Consider the following 17,970-nt stretch of genomic DNA (forward strand, 5'->3'; position numbering starts at 1 on the left):
TATGCACAGGTGGACCCGATCGGACTGTGGTGCACAACCCCCGAATTGCTGCGTTGCGGAAAGGCGAACCACTACGTTCGGTGGTGTCAGCGCACTCTTACGAACAGAGAACCATGTTGGATTACTCATATTGAAGGAAGGTTCACGATGCACCGCGCCCTACTCAGCCTTGTGATGTTTTCAAGCATTTTCCTGCTTTTCGCGGGCCGCAGCCTGGCTGCCGCCCGACCCTGTCTGCCGACACCGGAAATGGAGGCGGCATTGGAACGCAGCTTTCAAGAGTTCCCACTCGCCATTGCAATGATGCCGGACGGTTCATTGCTGACACTTTATGCATCTGCGCATGGGACCTGGACCATGACGCTGCAACGACCGGACGAGAGCGCCTGCATTGTCGTTGCCGGCGAGGACCTTAACTTGCTGCATCGCGGCGGACTTGTGCCGGAACGTGCCACCTGACCAGACGCGCAGGTTCCCGCCGATCGCACAAATATATAGCGCTGCGAGAAGGAAACCAATCGGTGCGATCGCGGTTATCATTCCATGGAAGGGCCTGGACTACCGGACCCAATATCCGAATGAGGATGAAGACAATGAAAAAGATTCTTGCAACGACCGCAATTGCTCTCGTCATGGCCAACGGTGCATTCGCCGAAAGCCACATGAATGCTGACGGCACGCCCAAGGACACCGCAACTTCGACCGACACGACTGCTGCACCGGCGGACGGTTCCACGTCAACCGATACGACTGCAGCGCCGGCCGATGGTGCTGAATCGACCGATACGACCGAAGCGCCGGCCGATGGTTCGATGTCCACCGACAGCGCAACCTCTACGGATACGACCACGGCACCCGCCGATGGCGCGGCGTCGACTGACAGCGCGACCTCGACCGACAGCACCATGGCGCCCGCCGACGGTACGGCCGCGACCGATGGTGCCGCCTCGACCGACGGCACGATGACGACCGACAGCGGCACGGCGCCGGCCGATTCCTCCACCGGTATGGCGACGGACAGCGCATCCAGCGCACCGTCCATGACCATGGACGGCTATGAAACGGTGATGAACGCCGATGTCACGACGGACGAACTGACCGGTACCAAGGTCTACGGTCCGGACGAGGACGAAGTGGGCGAGATCGGTGACCTCGTGGTCGGCGAAGAAGGCAAGATCACCGACGTCATCGTCGACGTGGGCGGCTTCCTGGGTCTGGGCGAAAAGCCCGTCTCGATCGCCTTCGACAGCGTCCAGATCATGAAACAGACCGATGGCGACGACATGCGCGCCTACGTTTCGATGACCGAAGATCAGCTGAAGGAACTGCCGAAGTACGAATCGCCGAACGACGCCGCTGCGATGGATGCCGCGACGACCGACAGCACCACCATGGACTCGACGGCGACCGACAGCTCCACGATGGAAGCAGCGCCTGCAGACGGCACCGCGACCGATGCAGCCCCTGCCGACGGCACAGCGCCCGCCGCCAACAACTAAGAGATCCTCTCGATCTCGTCGTCTGGGCCGCCCCTTCTGGGGCGGCCCTTTTCATGCCAGCGCCTGCCAGAGAAGCCGCCCACCTGTGGCCAGAAGCAGCAGATATGTCAGACCGAAGAAGACCCGGTCGGACACGAGATGATGCGCGCGAACGCCCAGCCAGGCCCCCAGCACTGCAAATGGGGCAAGCAGCACATCGGCCAGCAGGGTCTGCGTCGAAAAGATGCCGAGAAAGAGGTAGGGCAGGAACTTCATCAGGTTGATTGCCCAGAAGGACACGACCGTGGTCGCCTGATACGTCGTCTTGTCGATGCCCTGCCCCAGAAGGAACACCGCGACCGGCGGCCCGCCCGCATGGCTGACGAAGCTCGTGAAACCGGCCACCGTGCCGGTCAGCCACGCCCTGCCGCGCGAAAAGGAGAACCGTCCGACCCGGATCAGCCCCCGCGCCCGGCCCCATTGCCAGCCGACGAAGACGATGCAGATGACGCCGATCAGGACGCGCACCACGTCGGCATTCACCAGCGCATAGACAAGCGCGCCCAGCGCGGTCCCCGGCACTGCACCCACGATGATGCCGCGCGCCGAAGGTTCGTCCCAGCGACGCCAGTAGGGGCGCAGCGACACCGCATCGATGACCATCAGCAGCGGCAGCATGATCCCCAGCGCAGCCCCGGGCGGCACCGTCAGTGCAAGGATCGCAGAGGCGGCAAAGGCGGCGCCCGACCCGAACCCGGCCTTCGAGATGCCCGCGAACATGACCGCCGGGATAGCGAGGGCAAAGAATGTCCAGTCGAAGTCGATCATGTGCGGTCCCCTGCGATGTTCACACTGCCTAAATGCATGCCGTGCGAAACACCACGCCTGCGGGCCCGTGGCCGCACCACTTGCGCCCTTTGCCCCAAAGGACTAACCAGCGGGCCAAGTTCAACCCGCACTTTAGCAGGAGCCTTCCCATGGCCAGACCCAAGATTGCACTGATCGGCGCCGGACAGATCGGTGGCACGCTCGCCCACCTTGCCGCCGTCAAGGAACTCGGCGACGTCGTCCTTTTCGACATCTCCGAAGGCACGCCGCAGGGCAAGGCGCTGGACATCGCCGAATCGGGCCCTGCTGCCAAGTTCGACGGATCCTTCAAGGGCACCAACGATTATGCAGACATCGCCGGTGCCGATGTCTGCATCGTCACCGCTGGCGTTCCGCGCAAGCCGGGCATGAGCCGTGACGACCTGCTGGGCATCAACCTCAAGGTCATGAAATCCGTGGGCGAGGGCATTGCCGCCCATGCGCCCGATGCCTTCGTGATCTGCATTACCAACCCGCTCGACGCGATGGTCTGGGCGCTGCGCGAATTCTCGGGCCTGCCGCACAAGATGGTCTGCGGCATGGCGGGCGTGCTGGACAGCGCCCGTTTCCGCCATTTCCTTGCCGACGAGTTCAACGTATCCATGCGCGATGTAACGGCTTTCGTGTTGGGCGGTCACGGTGACACGATGGTCCCGCTGACGCGCTATTCCACCGTGGGCGGCATCCCCCTGCCCGATCTCGTGGACATGGGCTGGACGACGCAGGACAAACTCGACGCGATCGTCCAGCGCACGCGCGACGGCGGCGCCGAAATCGTGGGCCTGCTCAAGACCGGCTCCGCCTTCTATGCGCCCGCGACCTCGGCCATCGAGATGGCTGAAGCCTTCCTGAAGGACCAGAAGCGCCTGCTGCCCTGCGCCGCACACGTTGACGGCGCCTACGGCCTCGACGGGTTCTACGTCGGGGTGCCGACGATCATCGGCGCCGGCGGGATCGAGCGTGTCGTCGAAATCAAGATGGACAAGACCGAACAGGGCATGTTCGACAAGTCCGTGGATGCGGTGAAGGGCCTTGTCGCGGCCTGCAAGGATATCGACCCGTCCCTCGCCTGAACCTGACGGCTGGACGACGACATCGGGCACGCTGCAGTTCGCTGCAGCGTGCCTTTTTCATTCGAAGTGATAGGATGTAGCTGATCGACGCAATGGCATCGAACATCTGCCGGTCCGACTCTACGCGCCATTTGAACGGTGAGGTCTTCGCACCAGGTCGCGAGGGTTTCGTGAATCCCGCATTACCCCCGCTGAAAGGTACGGACATCGCCCTGCGGTTTTACATGATTGCTTAGAGAATCCCTGCCATACACGAGCCAATCCATTATGTGATCACACGCTTTGAGGCTGTGATCACAAATGTCGGAATTATAGGTTGGAACGGCCGCAAGCAGTTTTTTGTTAAATCACGATATGATTGGTAGGATCAAACCCAGACAGACAAGGGACCAGACATGAACATTCACGAATATCAGGCCAAGGCGCTTCTGCGGTCCTATGGCGCCCCCGTCAGCGATGGCCGTGCCGTGCTGAAGGCCGAGGACGCCAAGACAGCCGCGGGCGAGATGGACGGGCCGCTGTGGGTGGTCAAGGCGCAGATCCACGCCGGAGGCCGCGGCAAGGGCCACTTCAAGGAAGCCGACGCCGGTGAGAAGGGCGGCGTGCGCCTTGCCAAGTCGGTCGAGGAGGCCGCACAAGAAGCCAAGAAGATGCTGGGCCGCACGCTGATCACGCATCAGACCGGCCCCGCCGGCAAGGTCGTGAACCGCATCTACATCGAGGATGGCTCGGGCATCGAGACGGAGATGTATCTTGCCTTGCTGGTCGATCGTCAGACCAGCCGGATCAGCTTCGTCTGCTCGACCGAGGGCGGCATGGACATCGAGGAGGTCGCGGCCTCTACCCCCGACAAGATCCTGTCGTTCAGCGTCGATCCCGCCACCGGGTATCAGCCCTACCACGGCCGCCGCGTCGCCTTTGCGCTGGGTCTGACCGGCGGTCAGGTGAAGCAGTGCGTCACGCTGCTGGGCAACCTCTATCGCGCCTTCACCGAGAAGGACATGGAGATGCTGGAGATCAACCCGCTGATCGTGACCGACAAGGGCGATCTGAAGGTGCTGGACGCGAAGGTCAGCTTCGACGGCAACGCGATGTACCGTCATTCCGACATCGCGTCCCTGCGGGACGAGACGGAAGAAGATGCCAAGGAACTGGCCGCGTCCAAGTACGACCTGAACTATATCGCTCTGGACGGCGAGATCGGCTGCATGGTGAACGGCGCAGGCCTGGCCATGGCGACGATGGACATCATCAAGCTTTACGGGGCAGAGCCTGCCAACTTCCTCGACGTCGGCGGCGGCGCCACGAAGGAGAAGGTGACCGAAGCCTTCAAGATCATCACGTCGGACCCGAATGTGAAGGGCATTCTGGTCAACATCTTCGGCGGCATCATGCGCTGCGACGTCATCGCCGAAGGCGTGATTGCCGCGGTGAAGGAAGTCGGTCTGAAGGTGCCGCTGGTCGTCCGCCTCGAAGGGACGAACGTCGAAAAGGGCAAGGAGATCATCCGCAACTCCGGCCTCGACGTGATCGCGGCCGACGATCTGAAGGACGGCGCGCAAAAGATCGTGAAGGCGGTCAAGGGCTGACCAGACGGGGCTTCGGCCCTGCCCCCCCTGCATGTGGTGGATCGCTCCACCAAGGACATTCAATCTACGGAGGCCCGCATGGCCATTCTCGTCAACGAAAACACTCGCGTCATCTGTCAGGGCTTCACCGGCTCTCAGGGAACGTTCCACTCCGAACAGGCCATCGCCTACGGCACGCAGATGGTCGGCGGCGTCACGCCCGGCAAGGGTGGTCAGACGCACCTTGATCTGCCGGTGTTCGACAGCGTCCACGAGGCGAAGGCGAAGACAGAGGCAAATGCCTCTGTCATCTACGTTCCGCCCCCCTTCGCCGCCGATTCGATCCTCGAGGCGATCGACGCCGAGATGGAACTGATCATCTGCATCACCGAGGGTATTCCGGTGCTGGACATGATGAAGGTCAAGCGCGCGCTGGACGGGTCGAAATCGCGGCTGATCGGGCCGAACTGCCCCGGTGTCATCACCCCGGACGCCTGCAAGATCGGCATCATGCCCGGCCACATCCACAAGCGGGGCAGCGTCGGCGTCGTCTCCCGCTCCGGCACCCTGACCTATGAAGCAGTCAAGCAGACGACGGACAGCGGGCTGGGTCAGTCCACTGCCGTCGGCATCGGCGGCGACCCGATCAAGGGCAGCGAGCACATCGACATCCTCGAGATGTTTCTGGCCGACCCCGAGACGACCTCGATCATCATGATCGGCGAGATCGGCGGTTCGGCCGAGGAAGAGGCTGCGCAATTCCTCGCCGATGAACGCAAGGCGGGTCGCTGGAAGCCCACCGCCGGCTTCATCGCGGGTCGCACCGCCCCTCCGGGTCGTCGGATGGGCCATGCCGGTGCCATCGTGGCCGGCGGCAAGGGCGACGCGGAAAGCAAGATCGAGGCGATGAAGTCTGCCGGCATCATCGTCGCCGACAGCCCCGCCACGCTGGGCGAGGCGGTTCTTGCCGCCATCGACAAGAAGTGACTTGAGAGGTGGGCCGCAAAGGCCCACCTGTTCCCCGTGCGGCGGGCATGTAGCCCGCCCTGACCCACAGGTGTCCAGATGAACGACCATTCCCCCAACGACGTATTCCACGCTTCCAGCTTCCTGCAGGGGCATAACGCCGATTACGTCGAACAGCTTTACGCGCGCTACGCGGACAATCCGCAGGCGGTGGACGAAAGCTGGCGGGATTTCTTCAAGTCATTGGGCGACGCGCCCGCCGATGCGAAGGCAGAGGCCGCAGGGCCGAGCTGGGGCCGGATGGACTGGCCGCCGGTGCCGAACGACGACCTGACGCAGGCTCTCGACGGACAATGGGCGCAGGAACCGGCGGCTGCGGCGAAGAAGATCGCCGCAAAGGCCGAGGAGAAGGGCGCGAGCCTGACCGAGGCTCAGGTCCGGGCCGCCGTGCTGGACAGCATCCGCGCACTGATGATCATCCGCGCCTACCGGATCCGGGGGCACCTGATCGCGGACCTCGACCCGCTGGGCATGCGGGAACAGACGAACCACCCGGAACTGGACCCCGCGAACTACGGCTTCACCAAGGCCGACATGGACCGCCCGATCTTCATCGACAACGTGCTTGGGTTGGAACTTGCCACGATGGCAGAGATCATGGCCATCGTGAAGCGGACCTACTGCGGCACCTTTGCGCTGCAGTACATGCACATTTCCAACCCCGAAGAAGCCGGCTGGCTGAAGGAGCGGATCGAAGGCTACGGCAAGGAGATCAGCTTTACCCAGAATGGCCGCAAGGCGATCCTGAACAAGCTTGTCGAGGCCGAAGGCTTCGAGAAGTTCCTGCACGTCAAGTACATGGGCACGAAGCGTTTCGGCCTCGACGGCGGTGAAAGCCTGATCCCCGCGATGGAGCAGGTCGTCAAGCGCGGCGGGCAACTGGGCATCGAGGAGATCGTCATCGGGATGCCGCACAGGGGCCGCCTGTCGGTGCTGGCCAATGTCATGCAGAAGCCCTACCGCGCGATCTTCAACGAATTTCAGGGCGGCAGCTTCAAGCCCGAGGATGTCGAAGGCTCTGGCGACGTGAAGTACCACCTCGGCGCGTCCAGCGACCGGGATTTCGACGGCAACACCGTCCACCTGTCGCTGACCGCGAACCCGTCGCACCTCGAGGCCGTGAACCCCGTCGTGCTGGGCAAGGTCCGCGCCAAGCAGGACCAGAAGCATGACAAGGACCGCACCAAGGTCATGGCGATCCTCCTGCACGGCGACGCCGCCTTTGCCGGTCAGGGCGTCGTGGCCGAAGGCTTCCAGCTCTCAGGCATCCGCGGGCACCGCACCGGCGGCACCATGCACATCGTGGTGAACAACCAGATCGGCTTCACCACCTCGCCGCATTTCTCGCGCACCTCGCCATACCCCACGGACATCGCCCTGATGGTCGAGGCGCCGATCTTTCACGTCAATGGCGATGATCCCGAGGCCGTGGTCCACGCCGCCCGCGTCGCGACCGAATTCCGTCAGAAATTCCACAAGGACGTCGTGCTCGACATCATCTGCTACCGCCGCTTCGGTCACAACGAAGGCGACGAGCCGATGTTCACCAACCCGGTGATGTACACCAAGATCAAGAAGCAGAAGACGACGCTGACGCTTTATACGGACCGGCTGGTCAAGGACGGCCTGATCCCGGAAGGCGAGATCGAGGACATGAAGGCCGCGTTCCAGTCCAAGCTGAACGAGGAGTTCGAGGCCGGCAAGACCTACAAGCCGAACAAGGCCGACTGGCTGGACGGTCGCTGGTCCCATCTGGACCGGGACAAGGACAACTATCAGCGCGGCGAAACCGCGATCAGCGCCGAAGCGATGGCCGACATCGGCCGCGCCCTGACGACGCCGCCCGAACATTTCGCGACCCATCGGACCATCGATCGCCTGCTGGACGCAAAGAAGCAGATGTTCGAGACCGGCGAAGGCTTCGACTGGGCAACCGGCGAAGCGCTGGCTTTCGGCTCGCTGGCACTCGAAGGCTACCCCGTCCGTCTGGCCGGTCAGGACAGCACGCGCGGCACCTTCAGTCAGCGTCATTCCGCACTGATCAACCAGAATACCGAGGAACGCTACTACCCGCTGAACCATATCCGCGACGGTCAGGCGCAGTATGAAGTCATCGACTCCATGCTGTCGGAATACGCGGTGCTGGGCTTCGAGTATGGCTACAGCCTCGCCGAACCCAACGCCCTGACCCTGTGGGAAGCGCAGTTCGGCGACTTCGCCAATGGCGCGCAGATCATGTTCGACCAGTTCATCAGCTCCGGCGAATCAAAGTGGCTGCGCATGTCGGGCCTCGTCTGCCTCCTGCCGCACGGCTACGAAGGTCAGGGGCCGGAACACTCCTCCGCCCGGCTGGAACGGTTCCTGACCATGTGCGGCAACGACAACTGGATCGTCGCCAACTGCACGACGCCTGCGAACTACTTTCACATCCTGCGCCGCCAGCTGCACCGCAGCTACCGCAAGCCGCTGATCCTGATGACGCCGAAATCGCTGCTGCGCCACAAGATGGCGGTCAGCGACGCCGCCGACTTCACCACCGGGTCGTCCTTCCACCGCGTCCTTTGGGACGATGCGGAAAAGGGTCATTCGGAAACGCAACTGGTCGCCGATGACAAGATCAAGCGTGTGGTGATGTGTTCCGGCAAGGTCTACTACGACCTGCTGGAGGAGCGTGACGCCCGCGGCATCACCGACACCTACATCCTGCGGTTCGAACAGTTCTATCCCTTCCCGGCACAATCCGCCGTGGCAGAGCTGGAACGGTTCAAGAATGCCGAGATGGTCTGGTGTCAGGAAGAGCCGAAGAATCAGGGGGCGTGGACCTTCATGGAGCCGAACCTTGAATGGTGCCTGACCCGGATCAAGGCGAAACACACCCGGCCCATCTACGCCGGTCGCGCGGCGGCGGCGTCCCCCGCGACGGGTCTGGCCAGCCAGCACAAAGCCCAGCAAGCCGCTCTTGTGGCCGAGGCCCTGAACATCGAAGGAAAAGACCAATGAGCACCGAAGTCCGCGTCCCCACTCTGGGCGAATCCGTTACCGAAGCGACCGTCGCAACCTGGTTCAAGAAGCCGGGCGACAGCGTCGCCGTGGACGAGATGCTCTGCGAACTCGAGACCGACAAGGTGACGGTGGAAGTCCCCTCGCCCGTCGCGGGCACGCTGAGCGAGATCGTCGCCGCCGAAGGCGACACGGTGGGCGTCGACGCCCTGCTGGCCCAGATCAGCGAAGGGGGTTCCGACAGCGCAAAGGCGGAGGCCCCGAAGGCTGACGCCAAGCCCGAGACATCCAATGCCGATCAGGCCGCCAAGGCCGAGGATGTGCCGACCGCCGCCGGCGAAGGCGCCCCCGCGTCCGGCGGCACCGACACGGTGAACGCCGGCCCGGAGGAGACCAAGCCCCGCGACCCGGAGGATGCACCCTCCGCCCAGAAGATGATGGCAGAGAAAGGCATCGACCGCGATGCCGTCACCGCCACCGGCAAGGACGGCCGCGTGATGAAGGAGGACGTGCTGAAGGCGCTGTCTCAGCCCAAGGCCGATGCACCCAAGGCCGCGGCGCGCCCCGCAACCGCCGCCGATCAGGCCGACCGCGAGGAACGGGTCAAGATGACCCGCCTGCGTCAGACCATCGCGAAGCGTCTGAAGGACAGCCAGAATACCGCCGCCATGCTCACGACCTACAACGAGGTCGACATGACGGAGATCATGGCCCTGCGGAACGAGTACAAGGACCTCTTCCTCAAGAAGCACGGGGTCAAGCTGGGCTTCATGTCCTTCTTCACCAAGGCCTGCATCCACGCCCTGCACGAAGTGCCGGAAGTGAACGCAGAGATTGACGGCACCGATGTCGTCTACAAGAACTACGTCAACATGGGCATCGCCGCCGGTACACCTACCGGTCTTGTCGTGCCGGTGCTGAAGGACGCCGACCGGATGTCCTTTGCCGGTATCGAGAAGGCGATCGCCGAGATGGGCAGCAAGGCCCGTGACGGCAAGCTGTCGATGGCCGACATGCAGGGCGGCACCTTCACCATCTCCAACGGTGGCGTCTATGGCTCGCTGATGTCCTCGCCAATCCTGAACCCCCCGCAATCCGGCATCCTCGGCATGCACAAGATCCAGGACCGCCCGATGGCGATCAACGGCAAGGTGGAGATCCGGCCGATGATGTATCTGGCGCTGTCCTACGATCACCGCATCGTCGACGGCAAGGGCGCCGTGACATTCCTCGTCCGCGTGAAGGAAGCGCTCGAGGATCCGCGTCGCCTGCTGATGGATCTCTGACGGAACCAACGGGTGCGGCGGGTCATTGGCCCGCCACACCCCAGCCAGAAAGGCCAAGCCATGCAACTGCTGACCCAGACCACCGTCGGTGACTTCGCCAGCTTCAAGTCCGCCTTCGATGCCGAGGCCGAGAAACGGATGAACGCCGGTCTGACGCTGATGCAGATGTGGCGCGACGCCGATGATGATGCGGGTGCCGTGCTCTGCCTGTTTGACGTCAACGACCGTTCCAAGGCAGAGGCTTGGCTGAACGCCGAAACCCAGACGGGCAGCGCCATGACCGGCCGCTTCCTGAAAACCGCCTGATCGGGACGCAATGACACCGGAACTGACCGCCCTGACCCTCGCCGGACTGTTGCAAGGCGTGCAATTCGCGCTCGTCTCCGTGCGCGCCAATATGGAGTTGCCAGCCGGCAAGACGATGGGCCCGCGCGATCCCGACCGGCTCGGGAAACCCATCGCCGAACAGGTCAGCCCGCGCACCGGTCGACTGTTCCGCGCCCTGAACAACCATTTCGAGGGGCTGATCCTCTTCACCCTTGCCGTGGTTGTCGTGACCCTGGGCGACAAGGGCACCGGCCTGACCGCCGCCTGTGCCTGGATCTACCTCATCGCGCGTGTCTTCTACGTGCCAGCCTACTTCTTCGGCCTGACGCCTTGGCGCTCGGTCATCTGGATCGTGGGATTTCTCGCGACCATGCTCATGCTCCTCTCTGCCCTCATCTGAACACGGAGGCCCAATATGGCCAGCTACGACGTCATCATCATCGGTTCCGGCCCCGGCGGCTATGTCTGCGCGATCCGCTGCGCGCAGCTAGGTCTGAAGGTCGCCTGCGTCGAAGGACGCGAGACGCTGGGCGGCACCTGCCTGAATGTCGGCTGCATCCCCTCCAAGGCCCTGCTGCACGCGACAGAAATGCTCCACGAGGCCGAACACAATTTCGCAGAAATGGGCCTGAAGGGCAAAAGCCCCTCCGTCGACTGGGCGCAGATGCTGGCCTACAAGGACAAGACCGTCGGCCAGAACACCGGCGGTATCGAATTCCTGTTCAAGAAGAACAAGGTCGACTGGCTGAAAGGCTGGGGGTCGATCCCCGAGAAGGGCCGCGTCAAGGTCGGTGACGAGGTCCACGAGGCGAAACACATCATCGTCGCCACCGGCTCCGAACCCTCGCCGCTCAAAGGCGTCGAGGTCGACGAAGAGACCGTGGTCACCTCCACGGGCGCGCTGAAGCTGAACAAGGTCCCGAAACAGATGGTCGTCATCGGCGCCGGTGTCATCGGGCTGGAGCTGGGGTCCGTCTATGCCCGCCTCGGGTCGGAGGTGACGGTCGTCGAATACCTCGACGCGATCACCCCCGGTCAGGACGCGGAAATCGCCCGCCAGTTCCAGAAAATGCTGACCAAGCAGGGCCTGAAGTTCGTTCTCGGTGCCGCCGTGCAGGGCGTCAGCGTCAAGAACAAGAAGGCGACCGTCAGCTACAAGATGCGCAAGGACGACGCAGAGGCCGAGATCACCGCCGATACCGTCCTGCTGGCAACCGGTCGCCGGCCCTACACCGACGGCCTCGGCCTCGATGCGCTCGGAATCGCCATGTCGGACCGTGGCCAGATCGAGGTGAACGACCGCTACAAGACCAGCGTCGACGGCATCTACGCCATCGGCGACGCGATCAAGGGCCCGATGCTGGCCCACAAGGCCGAGGACGAGGGCATGGCCATCGCCGAAATCCTGGCCGGCCAGCACGGCCACGTGAACTACGGCGTGATCCCCGGCGTGATCTACACCCACCCCGAGGTCGCCTCCGTCGGCGAAACCGAGGAGACGCTGAAAGAGGCGGGCCGTGCCTACAAGGTCGGCAAGTTCCCCTTCATGGGTAACGCACGCGCCAAGGCGAACTTTATGGGCGACGGCTTCGTCAAGATCCTTGCCGACAAGGAAACCGACCGCATCCTTGGCGCCCATATCATCGGCCCGATGGCGGGCGACCTGATTCACGAGATCTGCGTCGCCATGGAATTCGGTGCCGCGGCCGAGGATCTCGCCCGCACCTGCCACGCCCACCCGACCTATTCCGAAGCAGTACGCGAGGCGGCGCTCGCCTGCGGCGACGGCGCGATCCACGCCTGATCCAGACGACCGATCAGCCACCGTCCCGACCGGCACCCGTGGTGCAGGGCCGGACCGGTGGCCCCTCTGTCTGCGGTCATCGGCATCCCTGCCTGTCCCGCTCGGCAAGAAAAGCGCAACAGCATGAACAGCAGGTTAACACCGGTCCTCTCTGTCTTGGAAATATCCTCGGGGGGAGTCGCGGCACGCGACGGGGGGCAGACAGCCCCCCTCCGCCGCCCGCCCCGCACTCAGGCCTTCAGCAGCCGCAGCCCCTTCGTCACGTCGCCCCGCACCGCCAGCCGCAAGCCCGGCTCGTCCCCGGCCTTCAGCGCGGCAAGGATCAGCCGGTGGTGCATCGGCGGATCGGTGCGGTTCAGCCGCCCGTAAAGCGCCCGCATCGTCGGTCCCAGTTGCAGCCAGACCGTCTCGGTCATCGCCAGTATCGCCGGAGCCTGCGCCCGCAGATAGAGCGTGCGATGGAATTCCAGGTTCATGCGGATATAGCCGCTCGCATCGTGGCGCGCGACCATCTGGCTGACCCCATGGTTGATCGTCTCCAACCGCTCGATGAGCGCGAAATGCGCGCGCGGCAGGGCACGAGAGGCCAGTTCCGGCTCCAACAGCGCCCGCAACGTCGCCAGTTCCTCGATCCGGTCGTTCGACAGAAGCGGCGTGCTGATCCGCCCCGTGGCCGACAGCGACAGCGCACCTTCGGAAGCCAGCCGCCGCACGGCCTCCCGTGCCGGGGTCATCGAAACCTCGAAATCACGCGCGATGCCCCGCAGGGTCAGGGTCGTGCCCGGTTCCACCTGGCCGTGCAGGATACGCGTCCGCAGGGCGCGAAAGACCCGGTCGTGGGCGGCCCCCGGTGTCGCCGGGACGCGCGGCGGAATCATGACCGCGGGTCCTCAGGCATCGAACCGCGACCGATGCAGCTGGTCACCATGCTCGCGCAGCCAGAGACGATGCCCGGCGTAATCGGGGACGAGAGAGGCGACCACCGCCCAGAAAGCCGGTGAATGGTTCATTTCGACAAGATGCGCGACCTCGTGCGCGGCGACGTAGTCCAGCACCGGCGGCGGCGCCATGATCAGACGCCAGGAAAACATCAGCGCCCCGTCAGAGGTGCAGGACCCCCAGCGCGACCGCGTATCCCGAAGCGTCAGACGCGTATAGCGGCGTCCCACCTGTCCGGCATAGCGGTCACAGGCCACGGTCAGGGCATCGTGGGCCCGCGCGCGCATGAAGGCCTTCAGCGCAGCCCCGCCAGCGCCTCTGGCCAGATAGAGCGCCGCATCGTCCGCCCGCACGCCACGCCCCGCATGGCTGCGGATCGGCAGCAAGCGGCCCGCGAACATGATCTCGCCTCCCGCCGCGACAGTGGCCTGCGGGGTCACGTCGGCCAGATGTCCGCGCAGCCAGGCCTCGCGCTCTTGCAGAAAGGCAAGTGCCTCACGCTCCGGTGCGCGGGGCGGCATCGTCAGGGTCACCTTGCCGTCCAGCCGAGAGACCCGCAGGCTCAGCCGCCGGGCCTGTGCAGAGCGGCGCAGGTCCACCGCAATCGGGGGGTTGCCAATGATCAGATCGCGGCCCATATGAAACCCTTGTTTTGCCCGCGCCAAAGGTCTTTGACACCGCTCCTGTCTTATGGCAGGGGACGTCAGCCCGCCGCAAGGGCCGCACCGATATTCATGAAGGGGGTCACCCATGCCGAAAGAAGAATGGGGCACGAAGCGCCTGTGCCCGGAAACGGGCAAGCGGTTCTACGACATGAACAAGAACCCGGTCGTCAGCCCCTACACGGGCAATGTCGTCAACATCGAGACCTCGAAGACCCGCACCATGGTCGCCGATGCCGAAGACGCGCAGACCAAGAAGATGAAGGTCGCCGACGAGGAGGACGATCTGGTCCTCGACGACGAGGATGACGAGGACGAGGATGTCGATCTGGGCGATGATGTCCTGGAAGACGACGACGACGACACCGTCAGCCTCGACGATATCGCTGACGTCAGCAAAGGCGACGACGACTGAAAAAAGTTCAGTCCGGGGCGCGATTTCTTACTTGATCTCGCCTCGGACGCTGCATAGACAGCGCCACACGGACGACGCGGATCGCGTCACACGGTACGGGGCCTTAGCTCAGCTGGGAGAGCGCTTGCATGGCATGCAAGAGGTCAGGGGTTCGATCCCCCTAGGCTCCACCACCCACTTTTTCATTTCAAATTAATGCGCGCGTGCTTTGATCGCGCCATGATATCGATCATTTCTCAATCGTCGCTGAAACCGGACTCTCTGCCGAACGTTTGGGCAGCATCGGCCGGTGTGTCCCATCATCGTCCGCCCCACTCGTTTTTTCATAGGATCTCTTTCGCACTCGCAGCATCGTTTCGGTATCCGCATCCTGTTCAGGAGACTTCAGATGATTGAACTCGTATTTATGATCTGTCTGTCCACTGCGCCCGATGATTGCAGGACAGAACATCTCTTATTCGCGGACATGCCAGTGATGTCCTGCATGACCGGCGCGCCGGGCCAACTGGCGATGTGGTCTGCTGACCATCCCGACTGGCGGATCAAGCGGTGGAGCTGTGTCAGGCCGGATCCCAGCAGTTCTCGGATCTGATGCAAGCGGCGCGGCTGTTGTGGTTGTCAAAAAATGATCTGCCGCTCTTCGCCCCTCCACATCTTGTCAGCCTGCTGCGACATATTGATCCGATACTGAACTGACGCAGCCTTTTCCGGTATTGCGGTGACTTTGCCAGACCCCTGACCTTGTCATGCATGGTAAGTGAACATACCATGAACAACATGACACAGACATTGCAGCAAAAACTCGCTATCCTGTCGGACGCCGCCCGTTACGACGCATCTTGCACATCGAGTGGCACAACCCGGCGCGACAGCCGGGATGGCAAGGGGCTGGGCAGCACCGAAGGAGCCGGAATCTGTCATGCCTACGCCCCCGATGGGCGGTGCATCAGCCTGCTCAAGATTTTGATGACGAACTTCTGCATCTACGATTGCGCCTATTGCGTGAACCGGGTGTCATCGAATGTGACGCGGGCCCGGTTCAGCGTGGACGAAGTCGTCAGCCTGACGCTGGAATTCTACCGGCGCAATTATATCGAAGGGCTGTTCCTGTCCTCCGGCGTGATCCGAAATCCCGATGACACGATGGCCGACATGGTGCGCATCGCCAAGCGCCTGCGCACGGTCGAGAACTTTCGCGGCTACATTCACCTCAAGACGATTCCCGACGCGGCGCCAGAAATCATCGCCGAGGCGGGACTTTATGCCGACCGCCTGTCGATCAACGTCGAACTGCCGACAGACCGCAGCGTGCAAGCCTTCGCCCCCGAAAAAAACCCCGCGACGATCCGTGCAGCGATGGGGGACGTACGCGCCTCTCGCGATGCATCCAAGGAAAAGAGCCACACCGGCAAGCGCCCACCGAAGTTTGCGCCGGCCGGACAGTCGACCCAGATGATCGTGGGCGCCGATGGTGCGACGGACGCGACCATCCTGACCCGGTCGACATCGCTTTACGACGATTACAAGTTGCGGCGCGTCTACTACTCCGCTTTCTCGCCCATCCCTGACAGCACGGCCAAGCTCCCCTTGATCAAGCCGCCGCTGATGCGGGAACACCGGCTGTATCAGGCCGATTGGCTGATGAGGTTCTACGGTTTCGGGGTCGAGGAGATCACGGCCGGCGCACAGGACGGTAACCTCGATCTGGAGATCGATCCAAAGCTCGCGTGGGCCCTGCAGAACCGTCACAGGTTCCCGCTGGACGTCAACAAGGCAGGGCGCGACATGCTTCTGCGGGTACCGGGGTTCGGTACGAAAACGGTGAACCGCATCCTGACGACACGCCGTTACCGGACCCTGCGATACGACGATCTTCTGCGCCTTGGCGCAAGCCTGAAGAAGGCCCGCGCCTTCGTGACGGCGCTGGACTGGACGCCAGGCAACCTGACCGACAGCATCGATCTGCGCGCGCGCTTCGCGCCGCCGCCGGAACAGCTGACACTTTTCTGATGATCGGCGTGCCCCTGCCCCGGATCGGCACATGGGAGGCCTGGCGCGATGCCGCGCGCGGGCTTCTGTCAGCGCGTGTCCCGCCGGAGGATATCCTCTGGAACTGGGACAACACAGCTACCGAGCTGTTCGAAACAGACATCCCACCACCGACGACCCGGCAGGCGATCAAGGTTCCGGCGGATTTCGTCGCCATGGCGCAGTGGGTCGTGTGGCACAAGGATCCGCAGCGTTTTGCCCGTCTTTATGCGTTGCTGTGGCGGTTACGGCTGGACAAGGGCGCGATGGCAGACCGCGCCGACCCGGAACTGGCGCGCCTGCGGCAGATGGAAAAGGCGGTACACCGCTGCAAGCACAAGATGCGTGCTTTCGTGCGGTTTCGCGATCTGCGCAGCGACGGTCCGCGCCGCAGCTTCGCCGCCTGGTTCGAGCCGACGCATCATACGGTGGAACCGAACGCACCGTTCTTTGCCCGCCGGTTCGCCGACATGGACTGGATGATCGTGACGCCGGACGTCACGGCAAAGTTCAGCAGTGGAACGCTGTCGTTCCACGAGGGGCGCGAAAGGCCTGATCTGCCGGACGACGCGGCAGAGGCGCTGTGGGGCACCTATTTCCAGAACATCTTCAATCCGGCGCGGCTGAAGGTCTCTGCCATGACGTCCGAGATGCCGAAGAAATACTGGAAGAACCTGCCGGAGGCGCAATACATTCCCGACATGATCGCACAAGCCGAGACGCGCGTGCGCGAGATGGCAGAGACCGCCCCGACGCTGGAGCCCGCCCGCGTCGCGCGTATCCACGCCCAATTGCAGGAGGCGCCGCAGCCGGCCTCTTGGAACCTGCTGACTGCCGGTCTGGCCGGTTGCACCCGCTGCCCGCTGCACGGTCCTGCAACGCAGGTCGTCCCCGGTGCCGGCCCTCATGACGCCGCGCTGATGATCGTGGGCGAACAGCCCGGCGATCAGGAGGATCTGGCCGGCACCCCCTTCGTCGGTCCAGCCGGGCAACTCTTCGATCAACTGGCCGCCCGCGCCGGGCTCGACCGCAAGGCGGCTTATGTGACGAACGCGGTCAAGCATTTCAAATTCAAGGAAGGCGCCAAACGCCGCCTGCATGTCAATCCGAACACTTCGGAAGTGAGTCACTGCAAGTTCTGGCTCGACACGGAGCGCACGCTGCTGCGCCCAAAGCTGACGCTTGCCCTTGGCGGTACGGCGATGGGCGCACTGACCGGCGACGCCAAGGCCGTGATGAAGCGGCGCGGCAGCATCGAGGACACGCCCCATGGCCCTGTCCTCATCACGCTCCACCCCAGCGCACTATTGCGGATGCCGCCCGCCGCCCGGCCAGAGGCGGAGGCCGCCATGGTGTCTGACCTGCAACTGGCGGTGCGGACACTGGCGTCCCTTGCCCCTCCGATGGATCAGCGTCAGGCAAGGGGGTGATTGGGCCGCGCCTTGCACAGGATCAAGCCGCCGGGTCGACCGGCTGCATTTTTGCGGTTCCGTGACC

The 17,970-nt window shown here is 63.6% G+C and carries 16 protein-coding genes and 1 tRNA gene; 14 read left to right on the plus strand and 3 right to left on the minus strand.

The genetic code is table 11. The features are described from left to right. The first annotated feature begins 147 nt into the window (after positions 1-147). Positions 148-459 (plus strand): hypothetical protein, encoded by a 312-nt coding sequence (locus BUA54_RS07215; protein ID WP_072856546.1) that lies wholly within the window; start codon positions 148-150, stop codon positions 457-459. A 134-nt stretch (positions 460-593) separates the two neighbouring features. Continuing rightward, entirely contained in the window at positions 594-1,499 is a 906-nt protein-coding gene (locus tag BUA54_RS07220) for a PRC-barrel domain-containing protein (protein ID WP_072856547.1), read from the plus strand. A gap of 51 nt (positions 1,500-1,550) precedes the next feature. Here BUA54_RS07220 and BUA54_RS07225 read toward each other — a convergent pair whose 3' ends face one another. Next, on the minus strand, positions 1,551-2,306 hold the full coding sequence (locus BUA54_RS07225; RefSeq protein WP_072856548.1) for a sulfite exporter TauE/SafE family protein: 756 nt from the start codon (positions 2,304-2,306) through the stop codon (positions 1,551-1,553). A gap of 149 nt (positions 2,307-2,455) precedes the next feature. Here BUA54_RS07225 and mdh point away from each other — a divergent pair, with 149 nt between their 5' ends. From mdh to lpdA, 8 genes are all read left to right on the plus strand, one after another. Beyond that, positions 2,456-3,418, plus strand: coding sequence for a malate dehydrogenase (gene mdh, locus BUA54_RS07230; protein ID WP_072856549.1), 963 nt, complete (start codon positions 2,456-2,458; stop codon positions 3,416-3,418). A gap of 395 nt (positions 3,419-3,813) precedes the next feature. After that, on the plus strand, positions 3,814-5,007 hold the full coding sequence (gene sucC, locus BUA54_RS07235; RefSeq protein ID WP_072856550.1) for an ADP-forming succinate--CoA ligase subunit beta: 1,194 nt from the start codon (positions 3,814-3,816) through the stop codon (positions 5,005-5,007). Positions 5,008-5,085: 78 nt separating this feature from the next. Next, positions 5,086-5,973 (plus strand): succinate--CoA ligase subunit alpha, encoded by an 888-nt coding sequence (gene sucD / locus BUA54_RS07240; RefSeq protein ID WP_072856551.1) that lies wholly within the window; start codon positions 5,086-5,088, stop codon positions 5,971-5,973. 78 nt (positions 5,974-6,051) lie between these two features. Beyond that, positions 6,052-9,012, plus strand: coding sequence for a 2-oxoglutarate dehydrogenase E1 component (locus BUA54_RS07245; protein WP_072856552.1), 2,961 nt, complete (start codon positions 6,052-6,054; stop codon positions 9,010-9,012). Then, positions 9,009-10,298, plus strand: coding sequence for a 2-oxoglutarate dehydrogenase complex dihydrolipoyllysine-residue succinyltransferase (gene odhB / locus BUA54_RS07250; protein ID WP_072856553.1), 1,290 nt, complete (start codon positions 9,009-9,011; stop codon positions 10,296-10,298). Before BUA54_RS07245 ends, odhB begins: the two co-directional genes overlap by 4 nt. 60 nt (positions 10,299-10,358) lie before the next feature. Further along, on the plus strand, positions 10,359-10,604 hold the full coding sequence (locus BUA54_RS07255; protein ID WP_072856554.1) for a hypothetical protein: 246 nt from the start codon (positions 10,359-10,361) through the stop codon (positions 10,602-10,604). Between the two features lie 10 nt (positions 10,605-10,614). Further along, positions 10,615-11,025, plus strand: a complete 411-nt coding sequence (locus tag BUA54_RS07260; protein ID WP_072856555.1) for an MAPEG family protein — start codon at positions 10,615-10,617, stop codon at positions 11,023-11,025. A 15-nt stretch (positions 11,026-11,040) separates the two neighbouring features. Continuing rightward, positions 11,041-12,429 carry a dihydrolipoyl dehydrogenase gene (lpdA, locus tag BUA54_RS07265; RefSeq protein ID WP_072856556.1) on the plus strand — a complete coding sequence of 463 codons (1,389 nt, stop codon included), beginning with the start codon at positions 11,041-11,043 and terminating at the stop codon, positions 12,427-12,429. Between the two features lie 230 nt (positions 12,430-12,659). Here the strand turns inward: lpdA and BUA54_RS07270 are convergent, their stop codons facing one another. Beyond that, positions 12,660-13,307, minus strand: a complete 648-nt coding sequence (locus BUA54_RS07270) for a GntR family transcriptional regulator (RefSeq protein ID WP_072856557.1) — start codon at positions 13,305-13,307, stop codon at positions 12,660-12,662. A 12-nt stretch (positions 13,308-13,319) separates the two neighbouring features. Further along, positions 13,320-14,006, minus strand: a complete 687-nt coding sequence (locus BUA54_RS07275) for a M48 family metallopeptidase (RefSeq protein ID WP_072856558.1) — start codon at positions 14,004-14,006, stop codon at positions 13,320-13,322. Positions 14,007-14,118: 112 nt separating this feature from the next. Between BUA54_RS07275 and BUA54_RS07280 the strand changes: the two genes are divergently transcribed. The 4 genes from BUA54_RS07280 to BUA54_RS07300 all read left to right on the plus strand — a co-directional run bounded on the left by BUA54_RS07280 (position 14,119) and on the right by BUA54_RS07300 (position 17,903). Beyond that, a complete protein-coding gene (locus tag BUA54_RS07280) occupies positions 14,119-14,445 on the plus strand; it encodes a TIGR02300 family protein (RefSeq protein ID WP_072856559.1) in 327 nt (108 codons plus the stop codon). A gap of 97 nt (positions 14,446-14,542) precedes the next feature. Then, positions 14,543-14,618 (plus strand) — tRNA-Ala (locus BUA54_RS07285). A gap of 595 nt (positions 14,619-15,213) precedes the next feature. Continuing rightward, the gene (locus BUA54_RS07295) at positions 15,214-16,455 is read left to right on the plus strand and encodes a putative DNA modification/repair radical SAM protein (RefSeq protein WP_425434952.1); all 1,242 of its coding nucleotides are present in this window, start codon (positions 15,214-15,216) and stop codon (positions 16,453-16,455) included. Further along, positions 16,455-17,903, plus strand: a complete 1,449-nt coding sequence (locus BUA54_RS07300) for a UdgX family uracil-DNA binding protein (RefSeq protein WP_072856561.1) — start codon at positions 16,455-16,457, stop codon at positions 17,901-17,903. Before BUA54_RS07295 ends, BUA54_RS07300 begins: the two co-directional genes overlap by 1 nt. Positions 17,904-17,970 lie beyond the last annotated feature (67 nt).

The sequence above is a fragment of the Loktanella atrilutea genome, from assembly GCF_900128995.1.
GTDB lineage: Bacteria > Pseudomonadota > Alphaproteobacteria > Rhodobacterales > Rhodobacteraceae > Loktanella > Loktanella atrilutea.

What these genes read in the sequence shown, in the direction of transcription:
- lpdA (WP_072856556.1), top strand. Translation starts at nt 11,041, where the DNA reads ATGGCCAGCTACGACGTCATCATCATCGGTTCCGGCCCCGGCGGCTAT.
- BUA54_RS07255 (WP_072856554.1), top strand. Translation starts at nt 10,359, where the DNA reads ATGCAACTGCTGACCCAGACCACCGTCGGTGACTTCGCCAGCTTCAAG.
- mdh (WP_072856549.1), top strand. Translation starts at nt 2,456, where the DNA reads ATGGCCAGACCCAAGATTGCACTGATCGGCGCCGGACAGATCGGTGGC.
- BUA54_RS07220 (WP_072856547.1), top strand. Translation starts at nt 594, where the DNA reads ATGAAAAAGATTCTTGCAACGACCGCAATTGCTCTCGTCATGGCCAAC.
- BUA54_RS07280 (WP_072856559.1), top strand. Translation starts at nt 14,119, where the DNA reads ATGCCGAAAGAAGAATGGGGCACGAAGCGCCTGTGCCCGGAAACGGGC.
- BUA54_RS07295 (WP_425434952.1), top strand. Translation starts at nt 15,214, where the DNA reads ATGAACAACATGACACAGACATTGCAGCAAAAACTCGCTATCCTGTCG.
- odhB (WP_072856553.1), top strand. Translation starts at nt 9,009, where the DNA reads ATGAGCACCGAAGTCCGCGTCCCCACTCTGGGCGAATCCGTTACCGAA.
- BUA54_RS07275 (WP_072856558.1), bottom strand. Translation starts at nt 14,006, where the DNA reads ATGGGCCGCGATCTGATCATTGGCAACCCCCCGATTGCGGTGGACCTG.
- BUA54_RS07270 (WP_072856557.1), bottom strand. Translation starts at nt 13,307, where the DNA reads ATGATTCCGCCGCGCGTCCCGGCGACACCGGGGGCCGCCCACGACCGG.
- sucD (WP_072856551.1), top strand. Translation starts at nt 5,086, where the DNA reads ATGGCCATTCTCGTCAACGAAAACACTCGCGTCATCTGTCAGGGCTTC.
- BUA54_RS07260 (WP_072856555.1), top strand. Translation starts at nt 10,615, where the DNA reads ATGACACCGGAACTGACCGCCCTGACCCTCGCCGGACTGTTGCAAGGC.
- BUA54_RS07245 (WP_072856552.1), top strand. Translation starts at nt 6,052, where the DNA reads ATGAACGACCATTCCCCCAACGACGTATTCCACGCTTCCAGCTTCCTG.
- BUA54_RS07300 (WP_072856561.1), top strand. Translation starts at nt 16,455, where the DNA reads ATGATCGGCGTGCCCCTGCCCCGGATCGGCACATGGGAGGCCTGGCGC.
- BUA54_RS07225 (WP_072856548.1), bottom strand. Translation starts at nt 2,306, where the DNA reads ATGATCGACTTCGACTGGACATTCTTTGCCCTCGCTATCCCGGCGGTC.
- sucC (WP_072856550.1), top strand. Translation starts at nt 3,814, where the DNA reads ATGAACATTCACGAATATCAGGCCAAGGCGCTTCTGCGGTCCTATGGC.
- BUA54_RS07215 (WP_072856546.1), top strand. Translation starts at nt 148, where the DNA reads ATGCACCGCGCCCTACTCAGCCTTGTGATGTTTTCAAGCATTTTCCTG.